The sequence below is a fragment of the Ruegeria sp. C11 genome, assembly GCF_056537725.1.
Genome location: NZ_JBQFSB010000011.1, coordinates 1 through 23854, shown reverse-complemented (window position 1 = coordinate 23854; position 23854 = coordinate 1). Strand labels below are relative to the sequence as shown.

General features: G+C 56.7%; 20 protein-coding genes and 1 pseudogene. 14 read left to right on the top strand and 7 right to left on the bottom strand.

The features are described from left to right. The first annotated feature begins 25 nt into the window (after positions 1 to 25). Both ACR0NA_RS17925 and ACR0NA_RS17920 read left to right on the top strand, forming a co-directional pair. A complete protein-coding gene (locus tag ACR0NA_RS17925; RefSeq protein WP_480731258.1) occupies positions 26 to 2338 on the top strand; it encodes a DUF3604 domain-containing protein in 2313 nt (770 codons plus the stop codon). Between the two features lie 241 nt (positions 2339 to 2579). Beyond that, positions 2580 to 3857, top strand: coding sequence for a tetratricopeptide repeat protein (locus ACR0NA_RS17920; protein WP_480731256.1), 1278 nt, complete (start codon positions 2580 to 2582; stop codon positions 3855 to 3857). Between the two features lie 172 nt (positions 3858 to 4029). Here ACR0NA_RS17920 and ACR0NA_RS17915 read toward each other — a convergent pair whose 3' ends face one another. Further along, the gene (locus ACR0NA_RS17915) at positions 4030 to 6099 is read right to left on the bottom strand and encodes an oxidoreductase (RefSeq protein ID WP_480731254.1); all 2070 of its coding nucleotides are present in this window, start codon (positions 6097 to 6099) and stop codon (positions 4030 to 4032) included. Between the two features lie 158 nt (positions 6100 to 6257). On the opposite strand from ACR0NA_RS17915, the gene ACR0NA_RS17910 reads away from it, so the two are divergent. The 8 genes from ACR0NA_RS17910 (at position 6258) to ACR0NA_RS17875 (ending at position 13851) form a co-directional block, all read left to right on the top strand. Then, positions 6258 to 7070, top strand: a complete 813-nt coding sequence (locus tag ACR0NA_RS17910; protein WP_480731252.1) for a helix-turn-helix transcriptional regulator — start codon at positions 6258 to 6260, stop codon at positions 7068 to 7070. Positions 7071 to 7371: 301 nt separating this feature from the next. After that, a complete protein-coding gene (locus tag ACR0NA_RS17905) occupies positions 7372 to 8649 on the top strand; it encodes a flavin-containing monooxygenase (protein ID WP_480731249.1) in 1278 nt (425 codons plus the stop codon). Between the two features lie 17 nt (positions 8650 to 8666). After that, positions 8667 to 9083: a RidA family protein gene (locus ACR0NA_RS17900; protein WP_170653182.1), complete on the top strand. Its 417-nt coding sequence runs from the start codon at positions 8667 to 8669 to the stop codon at positions 9081 to 9083. 83 nt (positions 9084 to 9166) lie between these two features. Next, a complete protein-coding gene (locus ACR0NA_RS17895; protein WP_480731247.1) occupies positions 9167 to 9841 on the top strand; it encodes a DUF1028 domain-containing protein in 675 nt (224 codons plus the stop codon). A 15-nt stretch (positions 9842 to 9856) separates the two neighbouring features. After that, a complete protein-coding gene (locus tag ACR0NA_RS17890; RefSeq protein ID WP_480731245.1) occupies positions 9857 to 11353 on the top strand; it encodes an aldehyde dehydrogenase in 1497 nt (498 codons plus the stop codon). A 25-nt stretch (positions 11354 to 11378) separates the two neighbouring features. Further along, positions 11379 to 12317, top strand: a complete 939-nt coding sequence (locus tag ACR0NA_RS17885) for a LysR substrate-binding domain-containing protein (protein ID WP_480731243.1) — start codon at positions 11379 to 11381, stop codon at positions 12315 to 12317. Positions 12318 to 12433: 116 nt separating this feature from the next. Next, a complete protein-coding gene (gene argE / locus ACR0NA_RS17880; RefSeq protein WP_480731241.1) occupies positions 12434 to 13582 on the top strand; it encodes an acetylornithine deacetylase in 1149 nt (382 codons plus the stop codon). Positions 13583 to 13590: 8 nt separating this feature from the next. Continuing rightward, a complete protein-coding gene (locus ACR0NA_RS17875; RefSeq protein ID WP_480731239.1) occupies positions 13591 to 13851 on the top strand; it encodes a CBU_0592 family membrane protein in 261 nt (86 codons plus the stop codon). A gap of 17 nt (positions 13852 to 13868) precedes the next feature. Here ACR0NA_RS17875 and ACR0NA_RS17870 read toward each other — a convergent pair whose 3' ends face one another. Continuing rightward, the gene (locus ACR0NA_RS17870; RefSeq protein WP_480731236.1) at positions 13869 to 14231 is read right to left on the bottom strand and encodes a cupin domain-containing protein; all 363 of its coding nucleotides are present in this window, start codon (positions 14229 to 14231) and stop codon (positions 13869 to 13871) included. A gap of 14 nt (positions 14232 to 14245) precedes the next feature. Further along, on the bottom strand, positions 14246 to 16288 hold the full coding sequence (locus ACR0NA_RS17865) for an oxidoreductase (RefSeq protein WP_480731234.1): 2043 nt from the start codon (positions 16286 to 16288) through the stop codon (positions 14246 to 14248). 139 nt (positions 16289 to 16427) lie between these two features. Between ACR0NA_RS17865 and ACR0NA_RS17860 the strand changes: the two genes are divergently transcribed. After that, entirely contained in the window at positions 16428 to 17489 is a 1062-nt protein-coding gene (locus ACR0NA_RS17860) for a helix-turn-helix transcriptional regulator (protein ID WP_480731232.1), read from the top strand. A 54-nt stretch (positions 17490 to 17543) separates the two neighbouring features. Here ACR0NA_RS17860 and ACR0NA_RS17855 read toward each other — a convergent pair whose 3' ends face one another. The 4 genes from ACR0NA_RS17855 to ACR0NA_RS17840 are packed head-to-tail and all read right to left on the bottom strand — an operon-like array spanning position 17544 to position 21454. Then, positions 17544 to 18581: an extracellular solute-binding protein gene (locus ACR0NA_RS17855; protein ID WP_480731230.1), complete on the bottom strand. Its 1038-nt coding sequence runs from the start codon at positions 18579 to 18581 to the stop codon at positions 17544 to 17546. A gap of 21 nt (positions 18582 to 18602) precedes the next feature. Next, positions 18603 to 19412 carry an ABC transporter permease gene (locus ACR0NA_RS17850; protein ID WP_480731228.1) on the bottom strand — a complete coding sequence of 270 codons (810 nt, stop codon included), beginning with the start codon at positions 19410 to 19412 and terminating at the stop codon, positions 18603 to 18605. A gap of 3 nt (positions 19413 to 19415) precedes the next feature. Then, positions 19416 to 20345, bottom strand: coding sequence for an ABC transporter permease (locus ACR0NA_RS17845; RefSeq protein WP_480731226.1), 930 nt, complete (start codon positions 20343 to 20345; stop codon positions 19416 to 19418). Continuing rightward, the gene (locus ACR0NA_RS17840) at positions 20345 to 21454 is read right to left on the bottom strand and encodes an ABC transporter ATP-binding protein (RefSeq protein WP_480731224.1); all 1110 of its coding nucleotides are present in this window, start codon (positions 21452 to 21454) and stop codon (positions 20345 to 20347) included. The genes ACR0NA_RS17845 and ACR0NA_RS17840 overlap by 1 nt, the downstream gene beginning before the upstream one ends. 282 nt (positions 21455 to 21736) lie before the next feature. Here ACR0NA_RS17840 and ACR0NA_RS17835 point away from each other — a divergent pair, with 282 nt between their 5' ends. The 3 genes and pseudogenes from ACR0NA_RS17835 to ACR0NA_RS17825 all read left to right on the top strand — a co-directional run. Next, positions 21737 to 23140 (top strand): aspartate ammonia-lyase, encoded by a 1404-nt coding sequence (locus ACR0NA_RS17835; protein WP_480731221.1) that lies wholly within the window; start codon positions 21737 to 21739, stop codon positions 23138 to 23140. Then, on the top strand, positions 23137 to 23748 hold the full coding sequence (locus ACR0NA_RS17830; protein WP_480731219.1) for a glutathione S-transferase family protein: 612 nt from the start codon (positions 23137 to 23139) through the stop codon (positions 23746 to 23748). Before ACR0NA_RS17835 ends, ACR0NA_RS17830 begins: the two co-directional genes overlap by 4 nt. 15 nt (positions 23749 to 23763) lie before the next feature. Then, positions 23764 to 23854, top strand: a pseudogene (locus ACR0NA_RS17825) (electron transfer flavoprotein subunit beta/FixA family protein); the annotation flags it as partial.

Here is a 23854-nt window from a genome sequence, read left to right as displayed (position 1 = left end):
AACGCTTAACGAAAGTGTGAGAAAAATGAAAAACCCGAACCCGCATGGCCCTGTCGCACGCGAGCTTGTCGGCGCACTTACCCCATCGGCTCAGCCGGGTCCCGATCCGACCCTTTACGGCACCGCTACGATGACCCCGGCCAAACCGGTCGAGGTGCGCGGATTTCACACCGAAACGATCACCTACAGGGTGGGGCGTCTGGGCCTCGATGATCTGGGCGCGATCCAAATCGCGTTTCGCATGGTCTCGGACAGTGGGATGCCGCAATTCACCGACCCGACCGCACCCAACTATGTGACCGCGAAATCAAATGGCGAAGGCAAGTTGCACCTTTCCTACGCTAAAACCGGCGGCACGCGACCGTGGTTCGAGGTCCTCACGATCCAGCAAAAGGGCGGTTTCCTGCGCGAGGGAGAAGAAATCACCGTCATATTCGGCGACACCTCAGGTGGGTCGCCGGGCATGCTGGCCCAGACCTTTATCGAGGGTGGGCGGGAATTCAAGGTGCTGGCAGATGTGCAGGCCACCCGCCATTTCATCGAAGTGCCGGGCCCACAGATGTTTGTGCCGATCGTGCCCGGCCCAGCCTTTGATTGGAAAGCGGTTCTGCCGACCCTGCGCCGCCCCGGCGAGGCGTTTACGCTGGGATTGAAAAACGAAGACCTCTGGGGCAACCCGACCCCGCAGGCCGAAGGCACCGATCTGCGTCTGGAAGCCAATCTGCCGGTGGCCGGTCTGCCCAATACCCTGACCTTTGCGCCAGAGGATCGCACACTGACCCTTGAAGGGTTGAATGTTTCGGACGAAGGCGAGTTGCGCATCAAAGTCTTTGAAGGCGACAGCCTTGTGGCCGAGGCCGGTCCGCTACTGATCCGCAAAGGGGATGTGGCCAGTTACTGGGGCGATCTGCACGGCCAGACTGGGGAAACCATTGGCACCAATACGGCCGAAAGTTATTTCGACTTTGCCCGCAACAAGGCGTTTCTGGATGTTACAAGCCATCAGGCCAACGACTTCCAGATCAACGACGCCTTCTGGGAAAAACTCCATATGCTGACCGCCGAATGGGACGAACCGGGCCGGTTTACCGTTCTGCCCGGTTATGAATGGTCGGGTAACACGGCCGTTGGCGGAGACCATAACGTATTCTTTCGTACCGAAGGTCGTCCGATCCGCCGCTGCAGTCATGCCCTGATCGAAGGGCAGACAGATTATGACACCGACGCCCACACGCTGACCGACCTGTTCCGCGCTTTCCGCGGGACGGATGAGGACGTGGTTGTCTATGCCCATGTGGGTGGGCGCTATGCCAATATCCACTATGATCATGATCCCAACATCGAAACCGCAGTTGAAATGCACTCGGCCTGGGGTACGTTCGAATGGGTTTTGACCGATGGGTTCGAACTGGGGCGCCGGGTAGGCGTCGTGGCAAACTCGGACGGGCACAAGGGCCGTCCCGGCGCCAGCTATCCCGGCGACAGCCTGTTCGGGGCTTATGGCGGGCTGACCTGTTTCATAACCCCGGAAAACACCCGCGATGGCATCATGGAGGCACAACGTCGCCGCCATCACTATGCCACCACCGGCTGCCGGATGGCGATGGATGTGAAGGTCAGTTTCGATCAGGACAGCACGCTGTTCGAACGCAATCCCGCGGGAAATCCTGATACTCCGCGCCATAAAGTGCGTGAAGTGATGATGGGCGATATCGTCGAAACCCGGTCAAAAACCGCGCGCCTGTCACTGGATGTTCGGGCAGCAAAAGGCATCGAACGGATCGAAATCCGCAACGGTAAAAAGGTTCTGAAAACTCTGCGTCCTTATACCGAGGCCGATCTCGGCAATCGCATCCGCGTGCTTTGGAGCGGGGCTGAATATCGCGGCCGTGGCCGAAACACCACCTGGAATGGTCTGGCGACCCTGTCGGATGCTGTGATCGATGGGTTTGAAACGATTAACAAATGGAACCCGGACGCTCTCTTACAGCAGCGCAACTCTGGGCAGGTGATCTGGAAAACCATCACCACCGGTAATTTCATGGGCTTCGACATACATGTGAACAGCAACGAAGGCGAGTTGAAGATTACCACCAATCTGGGTGACATGATGACGGCGCTTTCCGATATCGGGCTGGAAGACATCCGCATGGATGCCGGCGGCCTAGAGCGCGAGATTAAGCTTTTCCGCCTGCCTGATGCTCCGTTAGATCGCAATATCATCGATGAGGTCGAAATCGATCTGCATAATGAAGGCGATAACCAGATCTGGATCGCGGCCTATACCGAAGACGGGTTCCAGGCCTGGTCCAGCCCGGTCTACGTGGCCCGCGTTTGACGGCGGCACTACTTACATTTTCAAAACCCTCAGAGGAATTCAGCCTTCTGTCTGTGTTTCTCTTCGTCGAGGTCGTTACAAACAAAACAGCTGACATTTGTGCTTGTGCAGCGAAAGTCCACTTTGTTGCGCACTACAGTCGTTTATCTATTTGAATGCTCAGGGTTTCAACTTTTGTGCTAGCGTTGAACAGTTGCGAGCACTCGCACCTGGGTTTGCGGTTGAAAATGGAAGTGTGGACATGCTGACTGATCGATATGGACTGACGCTGACGACCAGCCTACCGGAGGCGCGGGACGCCTATGTGACAGGACTTGATCACATCCTTGCAGCAACGTTTGGTGCAAGCGATGCCTTTTCCACAGCCATCACGGCCGATCCCGACTTTGCCCTCGGTCACGTTGGGCTTGCTCGGGCTCGAATGTATGAGAGCGATATGCCTGGCGCTCAAGAGGCGATGGCGTCGGCCCGCGCCTGCGCGTCTGGGCTGACCGCACGAGAGGAGAGTCATCTCGCGGTCTTCGATCTCCTGCTTCAGGGGCGTGTTTCCGAAGCACGAAGCGCAGTTCAAAAACACGCTGCACATCACCCGCGCGATGTCCTTGTCGCGCAAATCTGTACCAACATTTTCGGCTTGATCGGGACATCTGGCGAACCGGGCCGGGAAAGCGCGCAACTTGCCTACACGACCAAACTGTTTGATGCCTTGGGTGAGGATTGGTGGATCATGAGCGTGCATGGTCAGGCGCTCTGCGAGGTTGGACGGCTTGATGAGGCCATGTCCATGATGGATCGCTCGCTCGCCTTGAATAATTCAAATGCGAATGCGTCACATTTCAAAGCACACACGCTTTATGAACAGGGTTCTGGGGATGTTGGTCGCACATACCTTGCCGACTGGATCGCGGATTACGATACCCGCTCATTGTTGCATGGCCACCTGAGTTGGCATCGCGCTTTGTGGGCTTTGGAGCAGGAAGATGAGGCGGAGCTGTGGGCGATTTACGACGGCGCTATCGCGCCCACCGTGTCCCACTCGCTACCTATTAACGTTTTGACTGATGCTGCTGCACTTCTGTACCGATCCGAGATTGCCGGTTTAGACGTGGCACCCAAACTCTGGCGCGACCTGAGCGATTATGCATCACGGTTTTTTCCAAACCCGGGCATGAGTTTTGCGGATATTCATAGCGCGCTGGCCCATGCCATGGCTGGAGACGGAGAACGCCTTGCGGTCCTGACCGAAGCAAAGTCGGGTTTCGCGGCAGATCTTGTTCGCCCGGTGGCACGAGCTTGGGGTGCGATCGCACGGCAAGATTGGACTGCGGCGCTGCATCAATTAACACCGGTTATGGCAGATCACGCCCGTCTTGGCGGCAGCCGCGCGCAGCGCGACCTTTTGGAACTGACTTATCTGAACCTGCTGTTGAAATCGGGCCATACTAACGAAGCCCATCGAACGATCACAGCGCGACGCCCGATCTTCAGCCAGACAGCGCCCGTTGTTGGCTTTGTCTGAATTCGCTGAGCTTCAGTTGATCAGCTCATCTGACAAAGCCCCCTTGAGCTGAATTGCGAACGACTGCTTGGTTCCCGTGCATTGCCATGGGTTGCTGCTGTCTTATCCGACCGCGTGCAATCAGACACGCGGTCGGAGCTATAGTCGAGAGCAGAGTTTGCGACAGAACCGGTTAGTCGACCGCAAGCTCCGTAATCTCCCGACGGAAAGGCAGAGCATCTCCGATATCGGGGCCGTCCAGTTCGCGAGCATAGCGATGCCCGGCATAGGTTGCCCATGCGATTGGACCGGGGGCGTTTGCATCCCCTACCAGTTTGACAGATTTGATCCCGGCATCTGCCCACTCGGCTTTGCGTTGCGACAGGTTTTCGAAGATGCGGTCATTGCCGGCGCGAGAGGCCACCATGACTACAGCGTCTGCCTCGATATTCCATGTCCTGTCGGTGTAGGTGCAGTTCGATACCACGTGGTCCGCGTGTAGTTCGTTGATGCCCCGATTGAGGACAATCTCGACACCTGCCTCGACCAATCGTGGATGGATTGCGATTTGCTCCAGCGTGTTGTTCGTCCAGTCGCTGACATAGGCGGAAGGGGTGACAAGCGTCACTTGCGCGCCGTTCTTGGCCAAAAGTTCAGCCAAAACCCCACCCATGTAATAGTGGTCATCGTCATAAACCACCACGCGGCCCGATGGGATGGAGCCATCCATCAGATCATCCGGGGTATAGACCTTTGCGTCCTTTGCGATCGGCATTGGGACGACGTGTTGGCGGGATACTCCGTCGCGGCGCCAGACCGAACCGGTGGCAACGCAAATATTCTCGAATCCGAACTCAAGGATGCTGTCGGCGTCCAACTCGCTTTCGCGATAGATTTCGACATTGGGCCGTTGTTGCAGTTGATATTCGCGATAATCAACGACACGTCCCCAGGCGCTGAGCCCCGGCAAGGCGCGTTCGCGGGTGACGCGACCACCGATCACGTCGCGTGCTTCGGCCACGGCAACGTCGTAGCCACGGCGGCACAGGGCCCAGGCAGCCTCTAGCCCGGCAGGACCTGAGCCAACAATCAGAACGTTCGAGCTGTCACCCTTTTCGTTCATCTTCTCGGGGTGCCAGCCTTTGCGCCATTCCTCCATGAATGTCGGGTTCTGCGTACAGCGGCTGATCGACATAGTCATGTCGCCGGTGATGCAGATGTTGCAACCAATGCATTCACGGATGTCGTCAATCCGGCCTTCTTCAATCTTCTTCGGCAGGAATGGGTCGGCAATCGACGGGCGGGCACAGCCGATGAAGTCCAACGTACCGGACTTGACCATCTTGGCCATCACGTCAGGCGAGGTGAACCGACCTACCCCGACGATGGGTTTATCAGTCAGTTCATGGATGCCACGCACCAACTGTTCCTGTGCCGCCTCTTCCTTGAAGCGCGACGGGCCCGAGCAGTCCTCCCACGTGCCCTGCGCCAGATCCCAGAGATCAGGCAGGTCCTTGTTCATCTCGATATAGTCGCGCACCTCGGCGTTCGAGAATCCAAGCTCACCGATGGTCTCGTCCAGCGACACCCGCAGTGTAATGGCCATCGAGTCGCCTACGGCGTCGCGCATGTCGGCGATGACCTCCTGGCTGAACCGGGCGCGATTTTCCAGAGAGCCACCATATTCATCACTGCGCTGATTTGTGGCACGGCTTAAAAAATGTTGGAAGATGCCGAACCCATGCGCGCCATAAAGGCAAATCAGATCAAACCCGGCCTCTTTGGATCGTTTGGCTGCGTTCACAAACCAACGGCGGAGGTCTTTGATGTCCTGCTTGTCCAGCGCACGGGCCTGAATAGGATCGTTGGTAAAGGTCCGGATCGGCAGAGCTGAAGGCGCCAGCGGCACCTCCTTGGTATAAAGGTTAGGGCCATTGATGCCGGAATAGGCCAGCTGGATACCGGCCAGCGCGCCATGGGTCTTCATCCGTTCGGACATTTTGCGCAACTGCGGGATGTCCTTGTCTTCCCACAGGCGCAACTCGATGAACGGCGTGATTTCCGAAGTGTGGTGCATCTCGCACTGCTCGGTGAAGATCACGCCCCAGCCACCCTCGGCCTTGATGCCTCGCATCGCCGCGGCTGCTGAGGGATCGCGATAGCCACCGCCGTTGCAATGGGGCACCTGATAGAATCGGTTCTTGGCAGTCAGCGGGCCGATCTTCATCGGTTCGAACAGAATGTCATAGCGTGGGTCGCGCATTGCTGGATCTCCCTTAGGCATCTGGCGGTTTTGCCCATTTCCGGGTTGCGATTGTTAGAAACACGGGGCATTTCACGCTGGATATACCCCCTATTTTCGCCAATTATTGTATTTGAATGATGCTAAAGGGGTATATACCCCCAAGGAGGTATAAAAACATGGGCAACACTCCGAGGCCTGACCTTCTGGCAGACGCGATCCTGTCCATCGGTGCCGATGGGTTTGCACATCGGCTGCACTTTTGGCTGAGTGCGTGCCTGCGCATCGACAACATGACCATCGTCGCGTTCTTCAAAAACCAACAACCAGAGGTCTTTCTGACCCATGCCGCTGAACGGCGCGTTTTTGAACGTATGGATAGTCACTATGTGACCGGGGCCTATCTACTGGACCCGTTCTATTCCCTGCACGTCAATGGGGCGGCGGATGGGATGTATCGGCTGACCGACATCGCGCCGGACCAATTTCAACGTAATGAATACTACAAGTCCTATTATCAACGCACCACGCTGGCCGATGAGATCGCGTTCTTCTCGTCTCCATCGTCAGGCGTGTCGATTACTGTGTGTTTGGGTCGGGATGCGACGACTGGGTCAAAGTTTTCGGCGCGCGATCTGGATGGGGCCCGGCAGTTGGCCCCAGTTGTAAATGCGCTGGTCAGGCAGAACTGGTCGGAACTCACACCCAGAGACGAAGATATGCCTGAAGATGTTGTCGATCTGCTGCGTCACCGATTGTCCTCGGAGCTCGGCATCGGCCTAAGCGGAAGACAGGCCGAAATCGCATTATTGATCCTACAAGGCCACTCGTCAGTTTCCATCGGCCTCACGCTTGGGATCAGCCCGCAAACAGTCAAGGTCATCCGCAAGCAGCTTTACAGGAAATGCCAGATCTCCTCGCAAGGAGAGCTATTTTATCTGATCGCGCCTTACCTGTCTGACCAAAGCCAACAGCAAGCAATCAAAGCCTAAATCCCGGCGGATTAGTCAAAGCCTAATTAAGGGTAAGTTAGACAATAATTTCGCCGATTTCCAACTTGTGGGACCTTGTCCACGAAACGCGCAAGGCGTGCTGGACCGGCACGGAAAGCTGCAACCCCGAGGTGACCGTCGTCCGCGCACGGGTCAACCGAACGGTTGTAAGCTGACCCCCGATTTTTGGTGGCTGCAGGAACGTTCTTCACTGGAACCAACTGTCAAACCCGATCCGGTACAGCCAGGAAATTACCGTCCTTCAGGGCCGGATTGAGTTAAAACTAGAGGGAACCGACATATGCCCATCGAAAAAACGGACACGCTGGTTGTTGGCGGCGGACAAGCCGGAATCGCGCTGAGCGAGCATCTGGGAAACAACAATGTTCCGCATATCATCCTGGAAAAGAACCGTACGGCCGAGGCATGGCGCACAGGTCGCTGGGATGCTCTGGTTGCCAACGGCCCCGCCTGGCATGATCGCTTTCCGAGTCTGCTGTTCAACGGCGACGATCCGGATGCGTTCGTGTCAAAGAACCGGGTTGCCGAATATCTGGTCGAATATGCCAATATGGTAAATGCCCCGATCCGCGAAGGTGTCGAGGCGCTGAAGGCCGAACGCCTGCCGGGTCAGGGCGGCTTCAAAGTCGAAACCTCGGCCGGTGAGATTCACGCCAAGCGCATCGTTGCGGCCACCGGCGCATTCCAGCATCCGGTCATCCCGCCGATTGTGCCGGAAACGGATGGCGTCGATCAGATTCACTCGTTCTACTACAAGAACCCCGATCAACTGGCGGAAGGGGCCGTGATGGTCGTTGGTGCCGGTTCCTCGGGTGCGCAGATCGCGGATGAACTGAACCGCGCGGGACGCAAAGTGTTCCTATCAGTTGGACCGCATGATCGGCCGCCACGCCGCTACCGTGGCCGGGATTTTGTCTGGTGGCTGGGCGTTCTGGGTCTGTGGGACATGGCCGCAATGAAGCCGGGCACCGAACATGTGACCATCTCGGTCAGCGGCGCCTATGGTGGACACACCATGGACTTCCGCCGTTTAGGCAATGAAGGCGTCACTTTGGCTGGTCTGACTAAGAGCTTTGAAAATGGCGTTCTGAGCTTTGCCGACGACCTGCAGCGCAATGTGGCCGCCGGCGACGCCAACTATAATGAGATGCTGGATCTGGCGGACGCTTATGTGGAACGCACCGGCCTGAACCTGCCCGAAGAGCCCGAAGCGCGCGAAGCCTTTGCCGACCCGGACAGCCTGGCCAACCCGCTCAGCTCGATTGACTTCGCCCAAGAAGGCATCAGCACTATCATCTGGGCCACGGGCTTCCGTCAGGATTTCAGCTGGATTAAGGCCGACGCATTCGACGACAAGGGCGCGCCAATTCACCAGCGTGGCGTGTCAGTTGAGCCGGACGTTTATTTCCTCGGCCTGCCATGGCAGTCGCGCCGTGGCTCGACCTTCCTTTGGGGGGTCTGGCATGACGCCAAGTACATCGCCGATCAGATCGCGATCCAGCGAGCCTATGCCGACTATGACGGCGAAGCCGCCATCATCGCCCCCGCAGCGGAATAAGAAGACAGGATTCAGAAATGGCGCATACACGCATACGCAAGTTCAACACCTCGGACACTTACCCAGAGCAAAATCTGGACAACGATCTGTGCCAGGCCGTTGTCACGCAGGGCGGCAAGACCGTCTATCTGCGTGGTCAGTGCCCGCAAAATCTGGACGATGCGGTCAATATCGACAGCCATGACCCTGTCGAACAAACCCACAAAGTGATGCAGAATATCAGACAGCTGATCGAAGAGGCCGGCGGCTCTATGGAGCATCTGGTCAAGGTCGTCGTCTATATCACCGATGTACGTCACCGAGAGGCCGTCTATCGCACCATGGGCGAGTATATCAAAGGGGTTCACCCCTGCTCGACCGGCCTCGTCGTTCAGGCGCTGGCCCGTCCTGAATGGCTGGTTGAAATCGACGGTACTGCTGTCATTCCCGATTGATCCAATTGATCAATCCAACCGGACCGCGCCCCCTTCTCCCCTCAACGGCGCGGTCCGGTATTTGTGTTTTATAGGAGAGCCGAATGACATTTTCTCTGGTTGCCCGTTGCGCTGATACCGGCATGTTCGGTCTGGCGATTTCGTCTTCCTCGCCTGCCGTGGCTGCGCGTTGTTCCTTTGCCCGCGCCGGTGTCGGAGCTGTGGCATCGCAAAATGTGACCGATCCCAGCCTTGGCCCGCTGACGCTGGACCTGATGGAAGCGGGTAAAACTGCGCCTGAGGCCATCGAAGCGATAACCGCCCAAGCAAATTTCATCGAATACCGTCAGGTTCTGGCCGTGGATATTGCCGGACGTACCGCGATTCACTCCGGCCCCAACAGCCTCGGCATCTGGACGCAGGCACAGGCCGAAAACGTCGCTTCGGGGGGAAACCTTCTGGATAATGAGGGCATCCCACAAGCCATTGTCGATGGGTTCCTGTCGGCCTCCGGCCATATCGGGGACCGCTTGATCGCTGCCATGCGTGCCGGCTTGGCCGCAGGGGGCGAAGCAGGCCCCATACACTCTGCAGGGATGAAGATCGTAGACATGGTCAGCTGGCCCGTGGCCGATCTGCGCTGCGACTGGACCGAGGACTGCCCGATTGAGGCCATCGCAACCGCCTGGGACATCTACAAACCGCAGCTCGACGCATACATCCAGCGCGCACTCGACCCGCGCGAGGCGCCATCCTACGGCGTCCCCGGCGACGAATAATCAGGGAGACACACCATGTTGGACTACTCGCACGAAGATTGGAAAAGCCGTGCCGCCGGCCTGTCGTTTCGCGGTCAGGCGTTCATTGATGGCAAGTTTGTCGATGCCGCATCGGGCAAGACCTTTGACAACATCAACCCGGCCACCGGTGCGGTTCTGAACACGGTCGCCGAATGCGCCGAGGAAGACGTCAACCGCGCCGTCGCCGCAGCCCGTACTGCGTTCGAAGACGGCCGATGGTCGGACATGGCACCGGGTGACCGCAAGGCAGTGATGCTGAAACTGGCTGACCTGATCCGCGAAAACCTTGAAGAGATGGCGCTGCTGGACAGTCTTGATATGGGCAAACTGGTGACGGATGCGGTCACTGTAGATGCGCCCGGCTCAGCGCATTTCTTCCAGTGGTATGCGGAATCCATCGACAAGGTGTTTGACGAGGTCGCCCCCACCGGACCCGGTGATTTGGCGCTGGTCAAGCGTGTGCCCTTGGGCGTTGTCGGTGCGGTGACACCGTGGAATTTTCCATTGGACATGGCCACCTGGAAGGCCGCCGCGGCGTTGGCCGCTGGCAATTCGGTCGTGTTGAAACCAGCCGAACAATCGCCCCTATCGGCGCTGCGCTTGGCAGAACTGGCAGTTGAGGCCGGACTCCCTGACGGTGTCTTCAACGTGGTGCCGGGCTTTGGCGTAACAGCGGGTAAGGCTCTGGGTCTGCATATGGATGTTGATTGTCTGGCCTTCACCGGCTCGACTGGCATCGGCAAGATGTTCATGCAGTATTCGGGCCAGTCGAACCTGAAGCAAGTTTGGCCGGAAACCGGTGGTAAAAGTCCCAACTTGGTCTTTGCCGATTGCGAGGATCTGGACGCCGCCGCCGATATGGCTGCCTTTGGTATCTTCTTCAATCAGGGCGAGGTCTGCTCGGCCAACTCACGGCTCTATGTCGAACGCTCGATCAAGGACGCATTCGTTGAAAAGCTGATTGCCCGCGCGCGGGGCACCCAGCCGGGCGACCCGCTGGACCCTGCTTCGAAAATGGGTGCCATCGTTGACGAAAAGCAGACGCAGGGCATCATGCGATTCATCGAAGAAGGCAAGAAGTCGGCAAATCTGGTTGCTGGTGGTGAGCGTGTCACGATCGACGGCAAAGGTTGCTTTGTCCAACCGACCATTTTTGACGACGTCAGCCACGACAACCCGCTGGCACGCGATGAGATTTTCGGCCCCGTCCTGTCGGTCATCCCGTTCGACAGCGAGGATGAGGCAATCGCAATGGCAAATGACTCGATCTACGGTCTGGCGGCCTCGGTCTGGACAGACAACCTCAGCCGTGCCTGCCGGGTGTCGGACAAGCTGATGGTGGGTACTGTCTCGGTCAACACCGTCGATGCCCTGTCTGCGCAAACACCATTCGGCGGTATGAAACAGTCGGGCTTTGGGCGGGATTTGTCATTGCACTCGCTTGAAAAGTATACTGCTTTGAAGACCACGTGGATCAAGTACAAGGCTTGATCCCCAACGACGCGGGGATGCCAGTTTGCCTTTCAGGTACACGCTACGCCAACTTGAGTACTTTGTGGCCGTCGGAAAGGCAGGCAGCATCGCCGCCGCCAGTGACAAGCTGAACGTCTCATCGCCGTCGATATCAGCGGCGATCAACCAGCTTGAAGTAGAGTTCGGCGTAAACCTCTTTGTCCGAGAACACGCCCGCGGTCTGTCGCTGACCAAGGCCGGGCACAAGTTCATGGAACGCACGGAATTCGTTCTGCGTGAGGCCGAGTTGCTGGCTACGCTCGCCGGGGAAATCACCGGCAAGGTTCAGGGTATCCTGTCGGTCGGCTGCTTGATGACTTTTGCGCAAATCGTCTTGCCGGGGCTGCGGCGCGAGTTTGAAAATACATATCCCGAGGTCCGGATAGAACAACGCGAGCTCAATCAGGCCGAAATCTTCAGTCAGTTGCGGCGGGCCGAGTTGGACATTGCGTTGACCTATGATCTGGACATCCCTGCCGATCTTGAATTTCGGCCACTTTATGGACTGCCTCCTTACGTCGTTCTGGGCGAGGGCCACCCGCTGGCCGACCGGGCAGAATTGACGATTCCTGACCTTCAGGACAGTCCAATGGTGCTGTTGGATCTGCCGTTCAGCGGAGAATATTTCCTTTCGTTTTTCCGCGATGCCAACATCAAACCAAACATAGCAGAGCGTACCTCGGACATGTCGGTGATGCGCTCATTAGTGGCCAATGGATTTGGGTTTTCCATCGCAAATATCCGCCCCCTGAATGTACTGTCGCCCGATGGCAAAAAGCTGATCTTTGTACCTTTGGCCGGCGACCTCCGGCCGATGCATCTCGGCCTGCTCAGGGCGCGAACGGAAAATGAAACCAACACGATGCGGGCGTTTATTCAGCATTGCGAGCAAGCGGTGAACTCAGGCACACTTCCGGGCCTTTACACGTTGAACACCGGCTGAAAACTGCTTCGATTTCTCCTAACCACTGCTTCGCCATTCCCGGATTTATGTTTTTCACGGGTCGTATAGGCTGACTGTGACACAGTTTATGCATTCGAATTGCGGGTACAAAAAGTATGGCGTCTTCACTGGAAGTCCTGGAAAAGCTGATCGGTTTCGATACCGTCAGCAAAAACTCGAACCTCGATCTGGCCAGCTATGTCGAAACATTCCTTAAGACCCGTGGTTTTGAGGTTCATCGCATCACCGACCCCGGCGGCGAGAAGACCGGACTTTATGCAGAAATGGGGCCAAACGGCGATGGTGTGCTGTTGTCCGCCCATACCGATGTCGTTCCGGTCGAGGGACAGAGCTGGACCAAAGATCCGTTCAGCCTGACCCGCGAGGGCAACCGCCTCTATGGGCGTGGCACCACCGACATGAAGGGATATGTGGCCTCGGTAATGGCGCTGGCAGACCGGGCGGCGAAGTCGAGCTTGCGTGAACCGCTGAAGATTGCGCTGTCATATGATGAAGAGGTCGGATGCGTTGGCATCCAGCATATGCTGGATCGGCTGGCCCCGATGCTGGGCCAGCCGCGCGCCTGCTTTGTGGGGGAGCCCACCGAAATGCAGGTGGCGATCGGGCACAAAGGCAAGGCCGCATTGCGGGCCGTGTGCCACGGACAAAGCGGGCATTCAGCGCTGGCCCCGAAATTCGTCAACGCGCTGCATCTGGCAACGGATTTCGTGAATGAGTTGAGGAATCTGCAAAAGACCTTTGCCGAATGCGGTAACAGTGATCCGGCCTATTCCGTTCCCTACACAACCTTCCACGTTGGTATGTTGTCCGGCGGTAAGGCGCTGAACATCGTGCCGGACCGCGCGGAACTGACGTTTGAATACCGGCATCTGGCTGCGGATCGCGGGAAAGACATTCTTAGCCAGGTACAAGACGCGGCGCACAGGGTTGGCGCAAAGTATGAAAACATCTGCCCCGAGGCGCGGGTTGAGATCGAACAGTACAACGCTTATCCCGGGCTGGATATATCCGAGACGGATGCAGTGATCGGTTATGCCCAGAAGCTGGCGCAGAGCAACTCTACAACCAAGGTCGCATTTGGCACCGAGGCTGGGTTCTTTAGCGAACTGGGTATTCCCACAGTTGTCTGCGGCCCGGGGTCAATGGAAAATCAAGGCCATAAACCGGATGAGTATCTGGATCTCGGGCAACTCAATGCCTGTGATGCAATGATGGACCGCATCCTTGAAGATATCAGTTATTGAGACAGACGATGGAATTGCTTCAGGAACTCACATTTTCTGACGGGGTTGGCCTGTTGGGCTCGGCGATTATCGTATGCGTCTACTATCTGGCGACGCGCAACGTCCTTCCGGCGAACAAGATACCCTTCAATACCTGGAACATTCTGGGAGGATCGCTGGTCATGGTCTCGCTGGTCCATCGGCCCAATCCGGGTGCGATCGTCATTGAAGTGATGTTCTTGTTTATCGCCGTTCTGGCCGTCTTTCGTAATTTACGCGGCGCCGAGTAACCCGCACCGCGCAAACATCATGCTGAAATCATATAAAACTTGCGCAATGTCCTAGTGATTTCCCAAGTGCAAGGCGTGCCTTTTGGGATGAAAAAGGTATCTCCTGCCTCAAAGGTCTGCGCCGCCCCATCCGAACCAGTCAGGGTGACCGACCCTGAGATAACGGTCATCATTTCGTCCACCGGATAGGCTTCGATCTCTTCACGGCACGGCGCGCATTCCCACACACCGACTGAAATACTTTCATCCTGACTTTCGAAAAAGCTGCTGATCGTCTCTGTCTTGTCTGCGGTGGTAAAATCACCTTCAGCTACAAGCGAAGACGCGACAAAGCCGGTTTCGGGGTGGCCGTCAGCCAGCAAACGAATAGGTTTGTTCATGTTCTCCTCCTTCTTCAGGCCAGTGGCATCGGCAGGAATTGCGGCACGTGCTGCTCGACGCAATCGAGTTCGCGCGCCCAGCGGTGTCCTGCGTGAACGGCGGCGGCAATGATCGAGGGCGCTTCGCAGTCGCCGATACGGGTGACGGATTTGATACCGGCATCCGCCCAGTCGCCTTCGCGCGCCATCAGGTCCTGATAGACACCATCATTGGGGCTTTTGGACGTCAGCACAACCGCAGTTCCCAGCGGCAGTTTCATTCCCTCGCCACTATGGACGCAGGTAAATTCGATCTTGTCCGCATGAACCGCCTTGAGGGATTTCAGGCGCTCAATCTGAATACCCAACTCCATCAGGCGGGCGATGACCTTGTGCTGTTCCATTGTCAGCGCAAGATACGGCGCGACTTCGGAGGCCGGGATCACATAGGTAACATCATGCCCATCTTTGACGAGCTTTTCCGCAATCACATTGCCCAGATAAGCGCCGTCTTCGTCATAAATCACGACTGGTCCGTTTACCTCTGCCCCGTCCATTATGTCGTCCGGGGTCAGAACATTTGCCTCATCGCCCTTCAGCACCGGCGTCAGGTTGAACCGGCCCACACCATCACGACGCCACGTGGCACCTGTGGCAATTACCACATGTTCCATCCCGAATTCCAGAATATCGCCCGCTTCCAGCGGTGACTCGGTATAGAGGTTCACGTTGCCCAATTGCTGCAACGCATACAGGCGATAATCGGCGACCCGGATCCACTCGGACAGGCCCGGCAGGTTCGCTTCTCGCTTGACCCGGCCGCCAAGTTCCTCACGTGCATCTGCCACGGTCACTTCATAACCCCGCTTTGACAGGATGTTGGCGCATTCCAGACCGGCAGGACCACCGCCAACGATCAGGATGTTGTCGTTCGAACCTTTTGCGGGCACTTTTTCCGGGTGCCAGCCACGGCGGTATTCATCCATGATGGTTGGGTTCTGCGTGCAGCGCATCGGCGCATAGGACATCTCGCCGGAGGCGCAGATATTACAGCCGATACATTCGCGGATATCATCGACACGGCCCTCGTCGATCTTTGTCGGGATGAACGGATCGGCAATCGACGGACGAGCCGCGCCCACCAGATCCAGAACGCCGCGCCGTACCTGAGACAGCATCGTATCTGGTGATGTAAAGCGACCCACGCTGACCACCGGCTTGTCCACGACGCCTTTGACAAAAGCGATCTGTTCTTCCTGAAAGCCTTCCTTGGAAAACCGCGAGGTTTGGCTGTCTTCGGGCCAGTCAGTGATGTTCACATCCCACAGATCGGGGATGTCCTTTAGCATCTCGACCAGCTCCTTGCCCTGAACCATATCGCCGTCGATCTCGTTAACGCCAAAACGGAACGCGACAGCACATTTGTCACCGATGGCATCTTTCATGCCTTCCAATACCTCACGCAGTAGGCGTGCGCGGTTTTCCAGACTGCCGCCATACTCATCGATCCTTGTATTATAGCTGGGCTGAAGGAATTGACTGAAGATCGACAAACCGTGCCCGGCATAGGCATAGACGATGTCAAATCCCGCCTTCTGGGCGCGTACCGCAGCGGCAATATGCTGCTCGCGCACGGTTTTGATGTCCTGTTTGTCCATCATTCTGGACTGAAACGGCTCGACCGATTCCAGCGTCAGGCGCGAAGTCGGTCCTAACGGCGGAGTACGCGATGCCCGGTTGCCAGCGGCCAGGCCAACATGGCCCAGCTCAACCCCGGCCAGCGCGCCATGTCGATGGACTGCTTCGGGCATGCGCGAGATTCGTTTGATGTCTTCGTCATTCCAAAGGTGCAGCGAAGGGAATGGCCAGAACTCGGTGGTATCGCCGATCTCGGCGATTTCAGTACAGACGACGCCCCAGCCGCCTTCGGCCTTCATTTCGCGCATCCGCGTGTTGGCATCGGGGGCGTTGTCGGAGGTACCGGAACAATGCGGCACCTGATAGAACCGGTTCTTTGTTGTAACAGGTCCGATTTTAACGGGTTCGAACAGAACGTCGTAACGGGGATCTCTTGGCATGGCTGGCCTCCCTGGCTTGCAGAAACGCAACCTTTCCTATGGCTTGGCCAATGGGCGGGTTGGCAATATGATTGCCAAAAGTTTAACGAGACCCGACCGGGAGCATAGTGTCCCTAAAGGGACATATCCAAAGCGGACCATGGCAGAATCCCAACAAGTCCTCTCCCCCAAAACCACGCTACCTGACCTGTCAAAGGCGGTGCAAACCTGCGGCACCGAAGAATTCCAGACGGCATTAAGCCAGGCGATCGCCACCTTTCTCGGGGCCGAAAGCCGTGGCGTGCTGCAATACTCGCGCTATGCGCTACCGCATTATCTTGTGCGCAATCATGTGCCCGAGGATGAGATCGACTTTTATCTGGCGGGTGCTTACCGCTTTGACCCGTTTTTTCGACACTGGCGTGAACATCAGGTGAATGGCGTGCTGAGTCTGGGCGAACTCAGCGGCGCGGACGGGCGCGTCGGCGAAAAGGCCCGCGTCTATATCCTGCGCTTTCAGCCCCAGACCGGCATGGCGGATGAAATCGCGGTGCTGTGCCCCAAGATCGGCGGGGCGGTGGACAACTATTTCTTTCTGCGTGGCACACCGTTTTCGAAGGATGAGATGGACATGCTGCGGGTCCTGTACCCCACCATCCGTGCTCTGCACGATCTGAACCAGCGCCTGATCCTCAAGGCACTGGGGGAAGGTGCCACGCAAAACACCGGTTTCCCCGAAGCCGACGCCTTTGCCATTGATGACAGCCAAGGCCGGCAGAGCTTTGTCAGCAGCAACTGGCATCAGCTTGTCGGGCAGACAATTGCGCTGTCAGATGCGGTCAGTCACGCCCGTCAGGCCGCGCCGGGGCAGCCTCGGGTCGTTGGCACGGCGCATGTTGTTTCAGAAAGGCTGGGTGCGGATTTCCCGCCTGCACCAAATGGCCGGATCACATTCATCATACAGCGCCCAATGGCGTCGTCGTCACTGGTGTTATCCGAAGTCATCGAAAGCCTGTTTGCAAATCGTCTGACGCAGCGCGAGATTTCGATCTGCCATCAGGCTTTACGCGGATTTCCATCTGCCTCAATCGCAGAACAGTTGGGCATTGCGGTGGGCACGGTCAAAAATCATCGCAAGAGTATTTATCGCAAGCTCGACATCACCACCGAGCGCGAGCTCTTCTTACTGGTGCTCAACCATGTCGGCGCACAATCTGAATAAAAAAACCGGGCAGACGGGCTGCCCGGAAAAGACTTGCGTCACAAACGGGGAGTTTTACTTTTTCAGGTTCGTCCAGATCTGGTCATAGACGGCTTGAACCTCTTCGCTGCAGACCTCGATAAAGACACCGGGCCCAACATTGTCATGCGGGTTCTTTTCCGGCTGTGCAGCCAGATCCGGATCAAGGAATTCCGACACATCTTTTACTCCGGCATTGTAGCGGGCAAAATTGGTGACAGCTGCGATGTTTTCCGGCTCCAGCAGGAAGTCCATGAATTTAAGTGCGTTTTCGCGGTTGGGTGCATCTTTCAGCAGAACGACGTTGTCCATCCACGCGACATAGCCCTGCGTCGGGAAGGCGTATTCGACATTAGCGCCCTCTTCCCGGGCCTTGGCAGAGAAACCGTCATAAATCTGACCAGCCGCTGCATCACCCGAGACCAAAACCTCTTTCGCGGTATCCGAGTTGAATGAGGTCCAATGTTGCTTGGCCTCCTGCAGCAGAGCGTTCAACGCCTTTAGCTGCTCACGGTCGCTCGAACATTGCGGGATGCCCAGATGCAGCGAGGCCATGACCATAATTTCGCCCTGCGCGTCCAGCATGTTGATGCGGCCCTGCAATTCGGCGGGCGGGTTGAACAGGATATCGGTAGTTTGAATGTCGCCGTCATAGACATCCCGGTTCACGGCGAAACTGGTTGAGCCCCACTGATACGGGATCGAGTGTTTTCGACCCGGATCAAAGCTGGGATCGGCCCATTCGGGTTCGATATTGCCTTTGTTTTTCAACTCGCCATCTTCGATTGTGTCCAGCATCCCTTCGCCGGTCATGATCGAAACCATGTAATCGCCCGGAACGGCCACGTCATAGGTTCCGATCGCACCGGCCTTGAGCGAGGCCAGCATGGATTCGTTTGAATCGTAGGTATCCATGGTCACGTTGATGCCGGTCTCATCCGTGAACTTTTCCAGCAGTTCCTGCGGCATGTATTCGAACCAGTGGTACAGAACCAGTTCGCCTTCCGCTGCGGCAGCGTTCGCACCCAATGTCAGGGCAAACGCCGCGACGCCGCTTTTCATCATATGTTTCATCGTTCTCTCCATCTGTTGGTTCTATTTGGTATTGTCGGTTTTGCTGACGAAATAGCTGATCGTGACCATGACGATGGACACGCCCAGCAACATGGTCGAAATCGCCATGATATTGGGTTTGATCCCCTGCTTTACCGAACCGAAGATCGCCGTCGGCAGGGTTTCGACACCCGCGCCTTTGACGAAATTGGTGATGATGAAATCGTCCAGGCTAACAATGAAGGCCAGCAGAAAGCCCGAGATGATGCCCGGCATCATCAGCGGCAGCAGGATCTTGGTGAACGCCTGCCGCTTGGTGGCATACAAATCCTGCGCGGCCTGTTCATAGCTGTCCTCGATCCCCTGCATCCGGGCCGAAATCGGCAGATAGGCAAAAGGAATGCAGAAGGCGATATGGGCCAGCAGGATCGTCATGATGCCGCGATCAAACCCGATCGAGTTGAAGAAGATCAGGGTTGCAACAGCAGTCACGATCTCGGGCACCATCAGAGGTAGGCTGATCAGGCCAAAGGACACGGTGCGCAGCTTGAACTTGCCGCCCCGGACCATGCCGGTCGCCGCCAGCGTAGCGATCGAGGTCGACACCGTGGCCGCAACGATTGCGATAATAAAGCTGTTCTTGGCGGCCTGTTTGAACTTTTCGCTCTCAGGACCGGTGAAGACATCCGCATACCAGCGTAGTGATAAACCTTCCCAATTCGTTAACGATTGTGAGGCGTTGAAGCTGTAGATCGTCACCACAAGCAGCGGTGCGTACAGCACGACCAGACACAGTAGGGTGATCCCTTTAAAGCCGGTGTAGGATTTGATGTCGAATTGTTTGCTCGCCATGATTTATCCCTCCGCTTTTTCGGCTTTGGCCTGTTGCCGCGCGAACAGCATCAACAGGATTAGAACCATGGTCAGCAGGATCATCGACGCCGCCGCGCCAAACGGCCAGTTGCCCGCATTGCCTTTGAACTGTTCCTCGATCAGCGAGCCAATCATGAAGTTCTTGGCACCACCCAGCAGATCGGGGGCGAGGAACGAACCCATCGAAGGAACGAAGACGAGAATACACCCTGCGATGACACCCGGCTTGACCGCGGGCAACAGAATGCGCCGCAACGTGGTCCACTTGGTGGCATAGAGGTCGGCCGCAGCCTCACTCAGAGCGAAGTTATAGCGTTCCACCGCCGCATAAATCGGCAGCACCATGAAGGGCAGATAGGAATAGAACAGGCCCAACTGCACCGCAAAGTTGGTGTTGACGATTTGCAATGGGGTGTCGATCAGACCGATGTTGATCAGGAAGTCATTCAGCGGACCCTGATCGCGCAGCAGGAATTTCATCGACACGGTCCGGATCAGGAGGTTCACCCAATAGGGGATGGTGATCAGGAATACCCAGATCGGTCGCATGTTTTCAGGCCGCGTGGCAATGAAGTAGGCCGTCGGGAAACCGATCACCAGACTGAGTAGCGTCGCCGCGCCTGCCTGCCAGATCGAACGCCAGAAGATGGTGATATAGGTCCACTCGATCTTGGGTGGATCATCCCCAAACAGTCCGCGATCAAAGAAGAATTGATCATAGGCGGCTAGTGAGAATTCCCAGATCACGCCGCCTCGGAACTCTTTCGTCAGGAAAGAGTAGATCAGCATCATGAAGACCGGGGCCAGCACCAGAATGGACAGGGTCACCCATGCGGGCAACAACAGCCATGTGCGGGCCTCTTTATAGGTGTCGGTCGTTGCGCTGCCGCCGCTTGCTGCACCTGCTGCCATCAGTCCACCAGGAGGCGCGCGGCCCCCAGCTCCATGTTGACGAACATTTCTGTGCCCGGCTCAAAGATGCGCTTGTTGCCGCGATCGGAATTCGATGTGCGGACCACGAAATCCGGACCTTCGTCCAGATGCACGATTGTGGTGATGTCGGTACCGACAAAGATGTTGTCCTTGACCCGTCCGTGCAGGCCCTCGGTTTCAACCGGCTCGGCAGACATGTACAGGCGTTCGGGCCGGATCGACATGTGCACCTTGGACCCGACGCCGACGCCATCAACAGCATTGCAGGTCAGTTCATGGCCACCGCCAAGGTGGCAGGTAGCACGGCCGTTTTCGATGCCATCGACAGAGACTTCCAGCAGGTTTGTTTCGCCGATGAAGTCCGCCACAAACATGTTGTGCGGACGCTCATAGATATCCGTTGGGGCACCCAGTTGCTGCATCTCGCCCGCTGACATGACGGCGATGCGGTCGGACATGGTCAGGGCTTCTTCCTGATCGTGGGTCACGAAGATGAAGGTAATCCCGGTTTCGCGCTGCAAATGCTTCAGCTCAAGCTGCATCGCCTTGCGCAACTTGAGATCCAGCGCCGACAGCGGTTCATCCAACAACAGCACTTTCGGCTGTGGCGCCAACGCACGGGCCAGCGCCACACGCTGTTGCTGGCCACCTGAAAGCTGACTAGGTTTACGTGCCGAGAACTGGCTCAGCTGCACCAGTTCCAGCATCTCACCAGCTTTGGTACGCGCCTCGGATTTCGAAGCGCCACGCATTTCCAAACCAAAGGCCACGTTGTCCAGAATGGTCATATGCGGAAACAGCGCATAGTTCTGAAACACCGTGTTCACAGGACGCTTGTTGGGCGGCAGGCTCTCGATCTCGTCGCCATAGAGGAAAATTGCACCTTCGGTCACATCTTCGAACCCGGCAATCATCCGCAACAAAGTGGTCTTGCCGCAGCCCGAAGGCCCCAGAAGTGTAAAGAACTCGTTGTCCATGATTGACAGTGAGATCTTTTTTAGCGCCGTAAAGTCGCCATAGCGTTTAACCGCATCCCGCACGTCAATCGCGACATTTTCCTTGTTAGACACGTCCGCCTCCCTAAGCATCGCGAAGATTGGGCCGGTTATATACGTGGAGGGCAGTCCGCTGAATTATTGAGTTCCTCATCAAACATTAGGCTAATCCTAATCATTTACATTTTTTTGTTTTAAAACATAATTTTACAATAGATTTGCATCCGTTCCGCCGCCTTGAATTTGACCGTGCGCGCAAACACTCGGTCCATTGCTTCGACAACTCCTAATCAAAGCAACGGAAAGACCGTCTTTAGATAGCGGGTCCCGTCCAGTAAGCCTGACCCCAATTCAGTCTTTTGAAATCGATGAGCAATGTCCCAGTTCCGAACCGAAATAGATTCAATCGGCGCTATCGAGCTGCCAGCATCGTGCCTTTACGGGATTCAGACCGAGCGCGCGCGCCGGAACTTTTCGATCACCGGGGTACCACTGTCTCAGTTTTCAAACCTTGTCTCAGCGCTGGCGATGGTAAAAAGCGCAGCGGCGCAGGCGAACGGAGAGATTGGCGGCATCGAAGAGCACAAGGCGCAGGCCATCGTTGAAACATGCGACGAAATCATTGCTGGGCAGCACCACGATCACTTCGTGGTCGATATGATTCAGGGCGGGGCCGGAACCTCGACCAACATGAACGCCAATGAGGTGATTGCAAATCTGGCCCTACAGAAACTTGGCCACCCGCCCGGCGCCTATCAACATCTGCATCCCAACGATGACGTCAATCACGGACAGTCCACCAATGACGTTTATCCGACCGCAGTTCGGTTGGCAGTTCTGTTCCACGTAGCTCCATTGTGCGCAGCCTTGTCAGGGCTTCAGTCCGCATTCGAAGGCCGTGCCAAAGCTTTCGCGGACATAGCCAAGGTCGGCCGCACGCAGTTGCAGGACGCCGTACCGATGTCGCTGGGCGCCGAGTTTAGGGCCTTTGCCGTGAACGTGGGAGAGGACATTGACCGCATTCACGAGATTGGCAAGCTGCTGACCGAAATCAACCTTGGCGGCACCGCGATTGGTACGCGTGTCAACGCCGAACCCGGCTATGACACACGTGCAGTGGCCCATCTGGCCGAAATCTCGGGGTTCGATCTCAGGCAAGCAAGTGATCTGATCGAGGCGTCTTCGGACCTGGGCGGCTTTGTTACCTTTTCGGGTATCCTTAAGAGGGTGGCAGTGAAATTGTCCAAGATATGCAATGATTTGCGCTTGCTGTCTTCTGGCCCTCGCGCTGGGTTGGGTGAAATCATCCTCCCTGCTGTTCAAGCAGGTTCGTCGATCATGCCCGGCAAGGTGAATCCGGTGATCCCTGAGATGGTCAATCAGGTTTGCTATCAGGTCATCGGCAACGATCTGACTGTGACTATGGCCGCTGAGGCCGGGCAGTTGCAACTGAACGCGATGGAGCCTGTCGTTACCTACAACCTTCTGACATCACTAAAGATTCTGACCAACAGCATCCACGCTCTGACAAAAAAATGTGTTCAGGGAATTCAGGCCGATGCAGGGCGTTGTGCAGCACAACTGGACAACAGTCTGGTGCTCGCAACCGCCCTCGCCCCGCACATTGGATATGATGCTGCTGCGCACATCGCCAAACAGGCTTTGTTCACCGGCAAGTCGATCCGTGAAATGGCCTCGGATTGTGGGCTGGTGCCCGCCGAAAAACTGGATAGCATCCTGTCACCGTCAAACATGATTAATCAGGAAGCGCTCTCATGAATCGATTGTATTTCTCACCAGCCTCGCCCTTCGCCCGCAAGGTCAGAGTTGCCGTTCTCGAAAAGGGTGTCGAAAACCTTGTTGAAGAGGTCGAAGTTGCGACCTCTCCTGTCGACACCAACGCCGAGCTCGCGGCGCGTAATCCACTGGGCAAGTTGCCATGCCTTCAGCGATCCGACGGTCGCGTTATCTACGACAGCCGAGCGATCCTGCGATTTGTTGACAGCCTGAAGACGGACGCCCCCCTTTATGAAAAGGGCGATGCAGAGTTCGACCGGTTGACCATCGAAAGCCTTGCCGAAGGCGTAATTGAGGCGGCTTTGCTATGCGTTTATGAGCGGCGAGTCCGGCCAGAAGATCAGGTGTCTCAGGCCTGGCTTGATGCGCAAGCGGAAAAGGCAAACCGTGCCCTTGATTGGTTCGAGGCACATGTCTCGGATACACTTGAGTCCAACTTCGACGCCGCCTGTATCGGGCTGGCCTGTGCGTTGGGCTATCTCGATTTCCGTCAACCCATTGGGGACTGGCGCCACGGTCGCCCGCAGCTTACCGCTTGGTACGAAAAGGTATCCGGGCGTCCATCCCTTGTACAAACCCAACCAAGTTAACCAGAGGAGAGCGCGATGAAGGTACTCGTGCCTGTCAAACGCGTGATTGACTATAATGTGAAGGTTCGCGTTAAAGCGGACGGTAGCGGTGTTGATCTCGCCAATG

Excerpts from the sequence above, each read along its gene's own strand:
- ACR0NA_RS17905 (WP_480731249.1), top strand. The coding sequence starts at position 7,372 with ATGCCCATCGAAAAAACGGACACGCTGGTTGTTGGCGGCGGACAAGCC.
- ACR0NA_RS17915 (WP_480731254.1), bottom strand. The coding sequence starts at position 6,099 with ATGCGCGACCCACGCTATGACATTCTGTTCGAACCGATGAAGATCGGC.
- ACR0NA_RS17870 (WP_480731236.1), bottom strand. The coding sequence starts at position 14,231 with ATGAACAAACCTATTCGTTTGCTGGCTGACGGCCACCCCGAAACCGGC.
- ACR0NA_RS17860 (WP_480731232.1), top strand. The coding sequence starts at position 16,428 with ATGGCAGAATCCCAACAAGTCCTCTCCCCCAAAACCACGCTACCTGAC.
- ACR0NA_RS17865 (WP_480731234.1), bottom strand. The coding sequence starts at position 16,288 with ATGCCAAGAGATCCCCGTTACGACGTTCTGTTCGAACCCGTTAAAATC.
- ACR0NA_RS17875 (WP_480731239.1), top strand. The coding sequence starts at position 13,591 with ATGGAATTGCTTCAGGAACTCACATTTTCTGACGGGGTTGGCCTGTTG.
- ACR0NA_RS17900 (WP_170653182.1), top strand. The coding sequence starts at position 8,667 with ATGGCGCATACACGCATACGCAAGTTCAACACCTCGGACACTTACCCA.
- ACR0NA_RS17855 (WP_480731230.1), bottom strand. The coding sequence starts at position 18,581 with ATGAAACATATGATGAAAAGCGGCGTCGCGGCGTTTGCCCTGACATTG.
- argE (WP_480731241.1), top strand. The coding sequence starts at position 12,434 with ATGGCGTCTTCACTGGAAGTCCTGGAAAAGCTGATCGGTTTCGATACC.
- ACR0NA_RS17890 (WP_480731245.1), top strand. The coding sequence starts at position 9,857 with ATGTTGGACTACTCGCACGAAGATTGGAAAAGCCGTGCCGCCGGCCTG.
- ACR0NA_RS17840 (WP_480731224.1), bottom strand. The coding sequence starts at position 21,454 with ATGCTTAGGGAGGCGGACGTGTCTAACAAGGAAAATGTCGCGATTGAC.
- ACR0NA_RS17830 (WP_480731219.1), top strand. The coding sequence starts at position 23,137 with ATGAATCGATTGTATTTCTCACCAGCCTCGCCCTTCGCCCGCAAGGTC.
- ACR0NA_RS17845 (WP_480731226.1), bottom strand. The coding sequence starts at position 20,345 with ATGGCAGCAGGTGCAGCAAGCGGCGGCAGCGCAACGACCGACACCTAT.
- ACR0NA_RS17925 (WP_480731258.1), top strand. The coding sequence starts at position 26 with ATGAAAAACCCGAACCCGCATGGCCCTGTCGCACGCGAGCTTGTCGGC.
- ACR0NA_RS17850 (WP_480731228.1), bottom strand. The coding sequence starts at position 19,412 with ATGGCGAGCAAACAATTCGACATCAAATCCTACACCGGCTTTAAAGGG.
- ACR0NA_RS17895 (WP_480731247.1), top strand. The coding sequence starts at position 9,167 with ATGACATTTTCTCTGGTTGCCCGTTGCGCTGATACCGGCATGTTCGGT.
- ACR0NA_RS17835 (WP_480731221.1), top strand. The coding sequence starts at position 21,737 with ATGTCCCAGTTCCGAACCGAAATAGATTCAATCGGCGCTATCGAGCTG.
- ACR0NA_RS17910 (WP_480731252.1), top strand. The coding sequence starts at position 6,258 with ATGGGCAACACTCCGAGGCCTGACCTTCTGGCAGACGCGATCCTGTCC.
- ACR0NA_RS17920 (WP_480731256.1), top strand. The coding sequence starts at position 2,580 with ATGCTGACTGATCGATATGGACTGACGCTGACGACCAGCCTACCGGAG.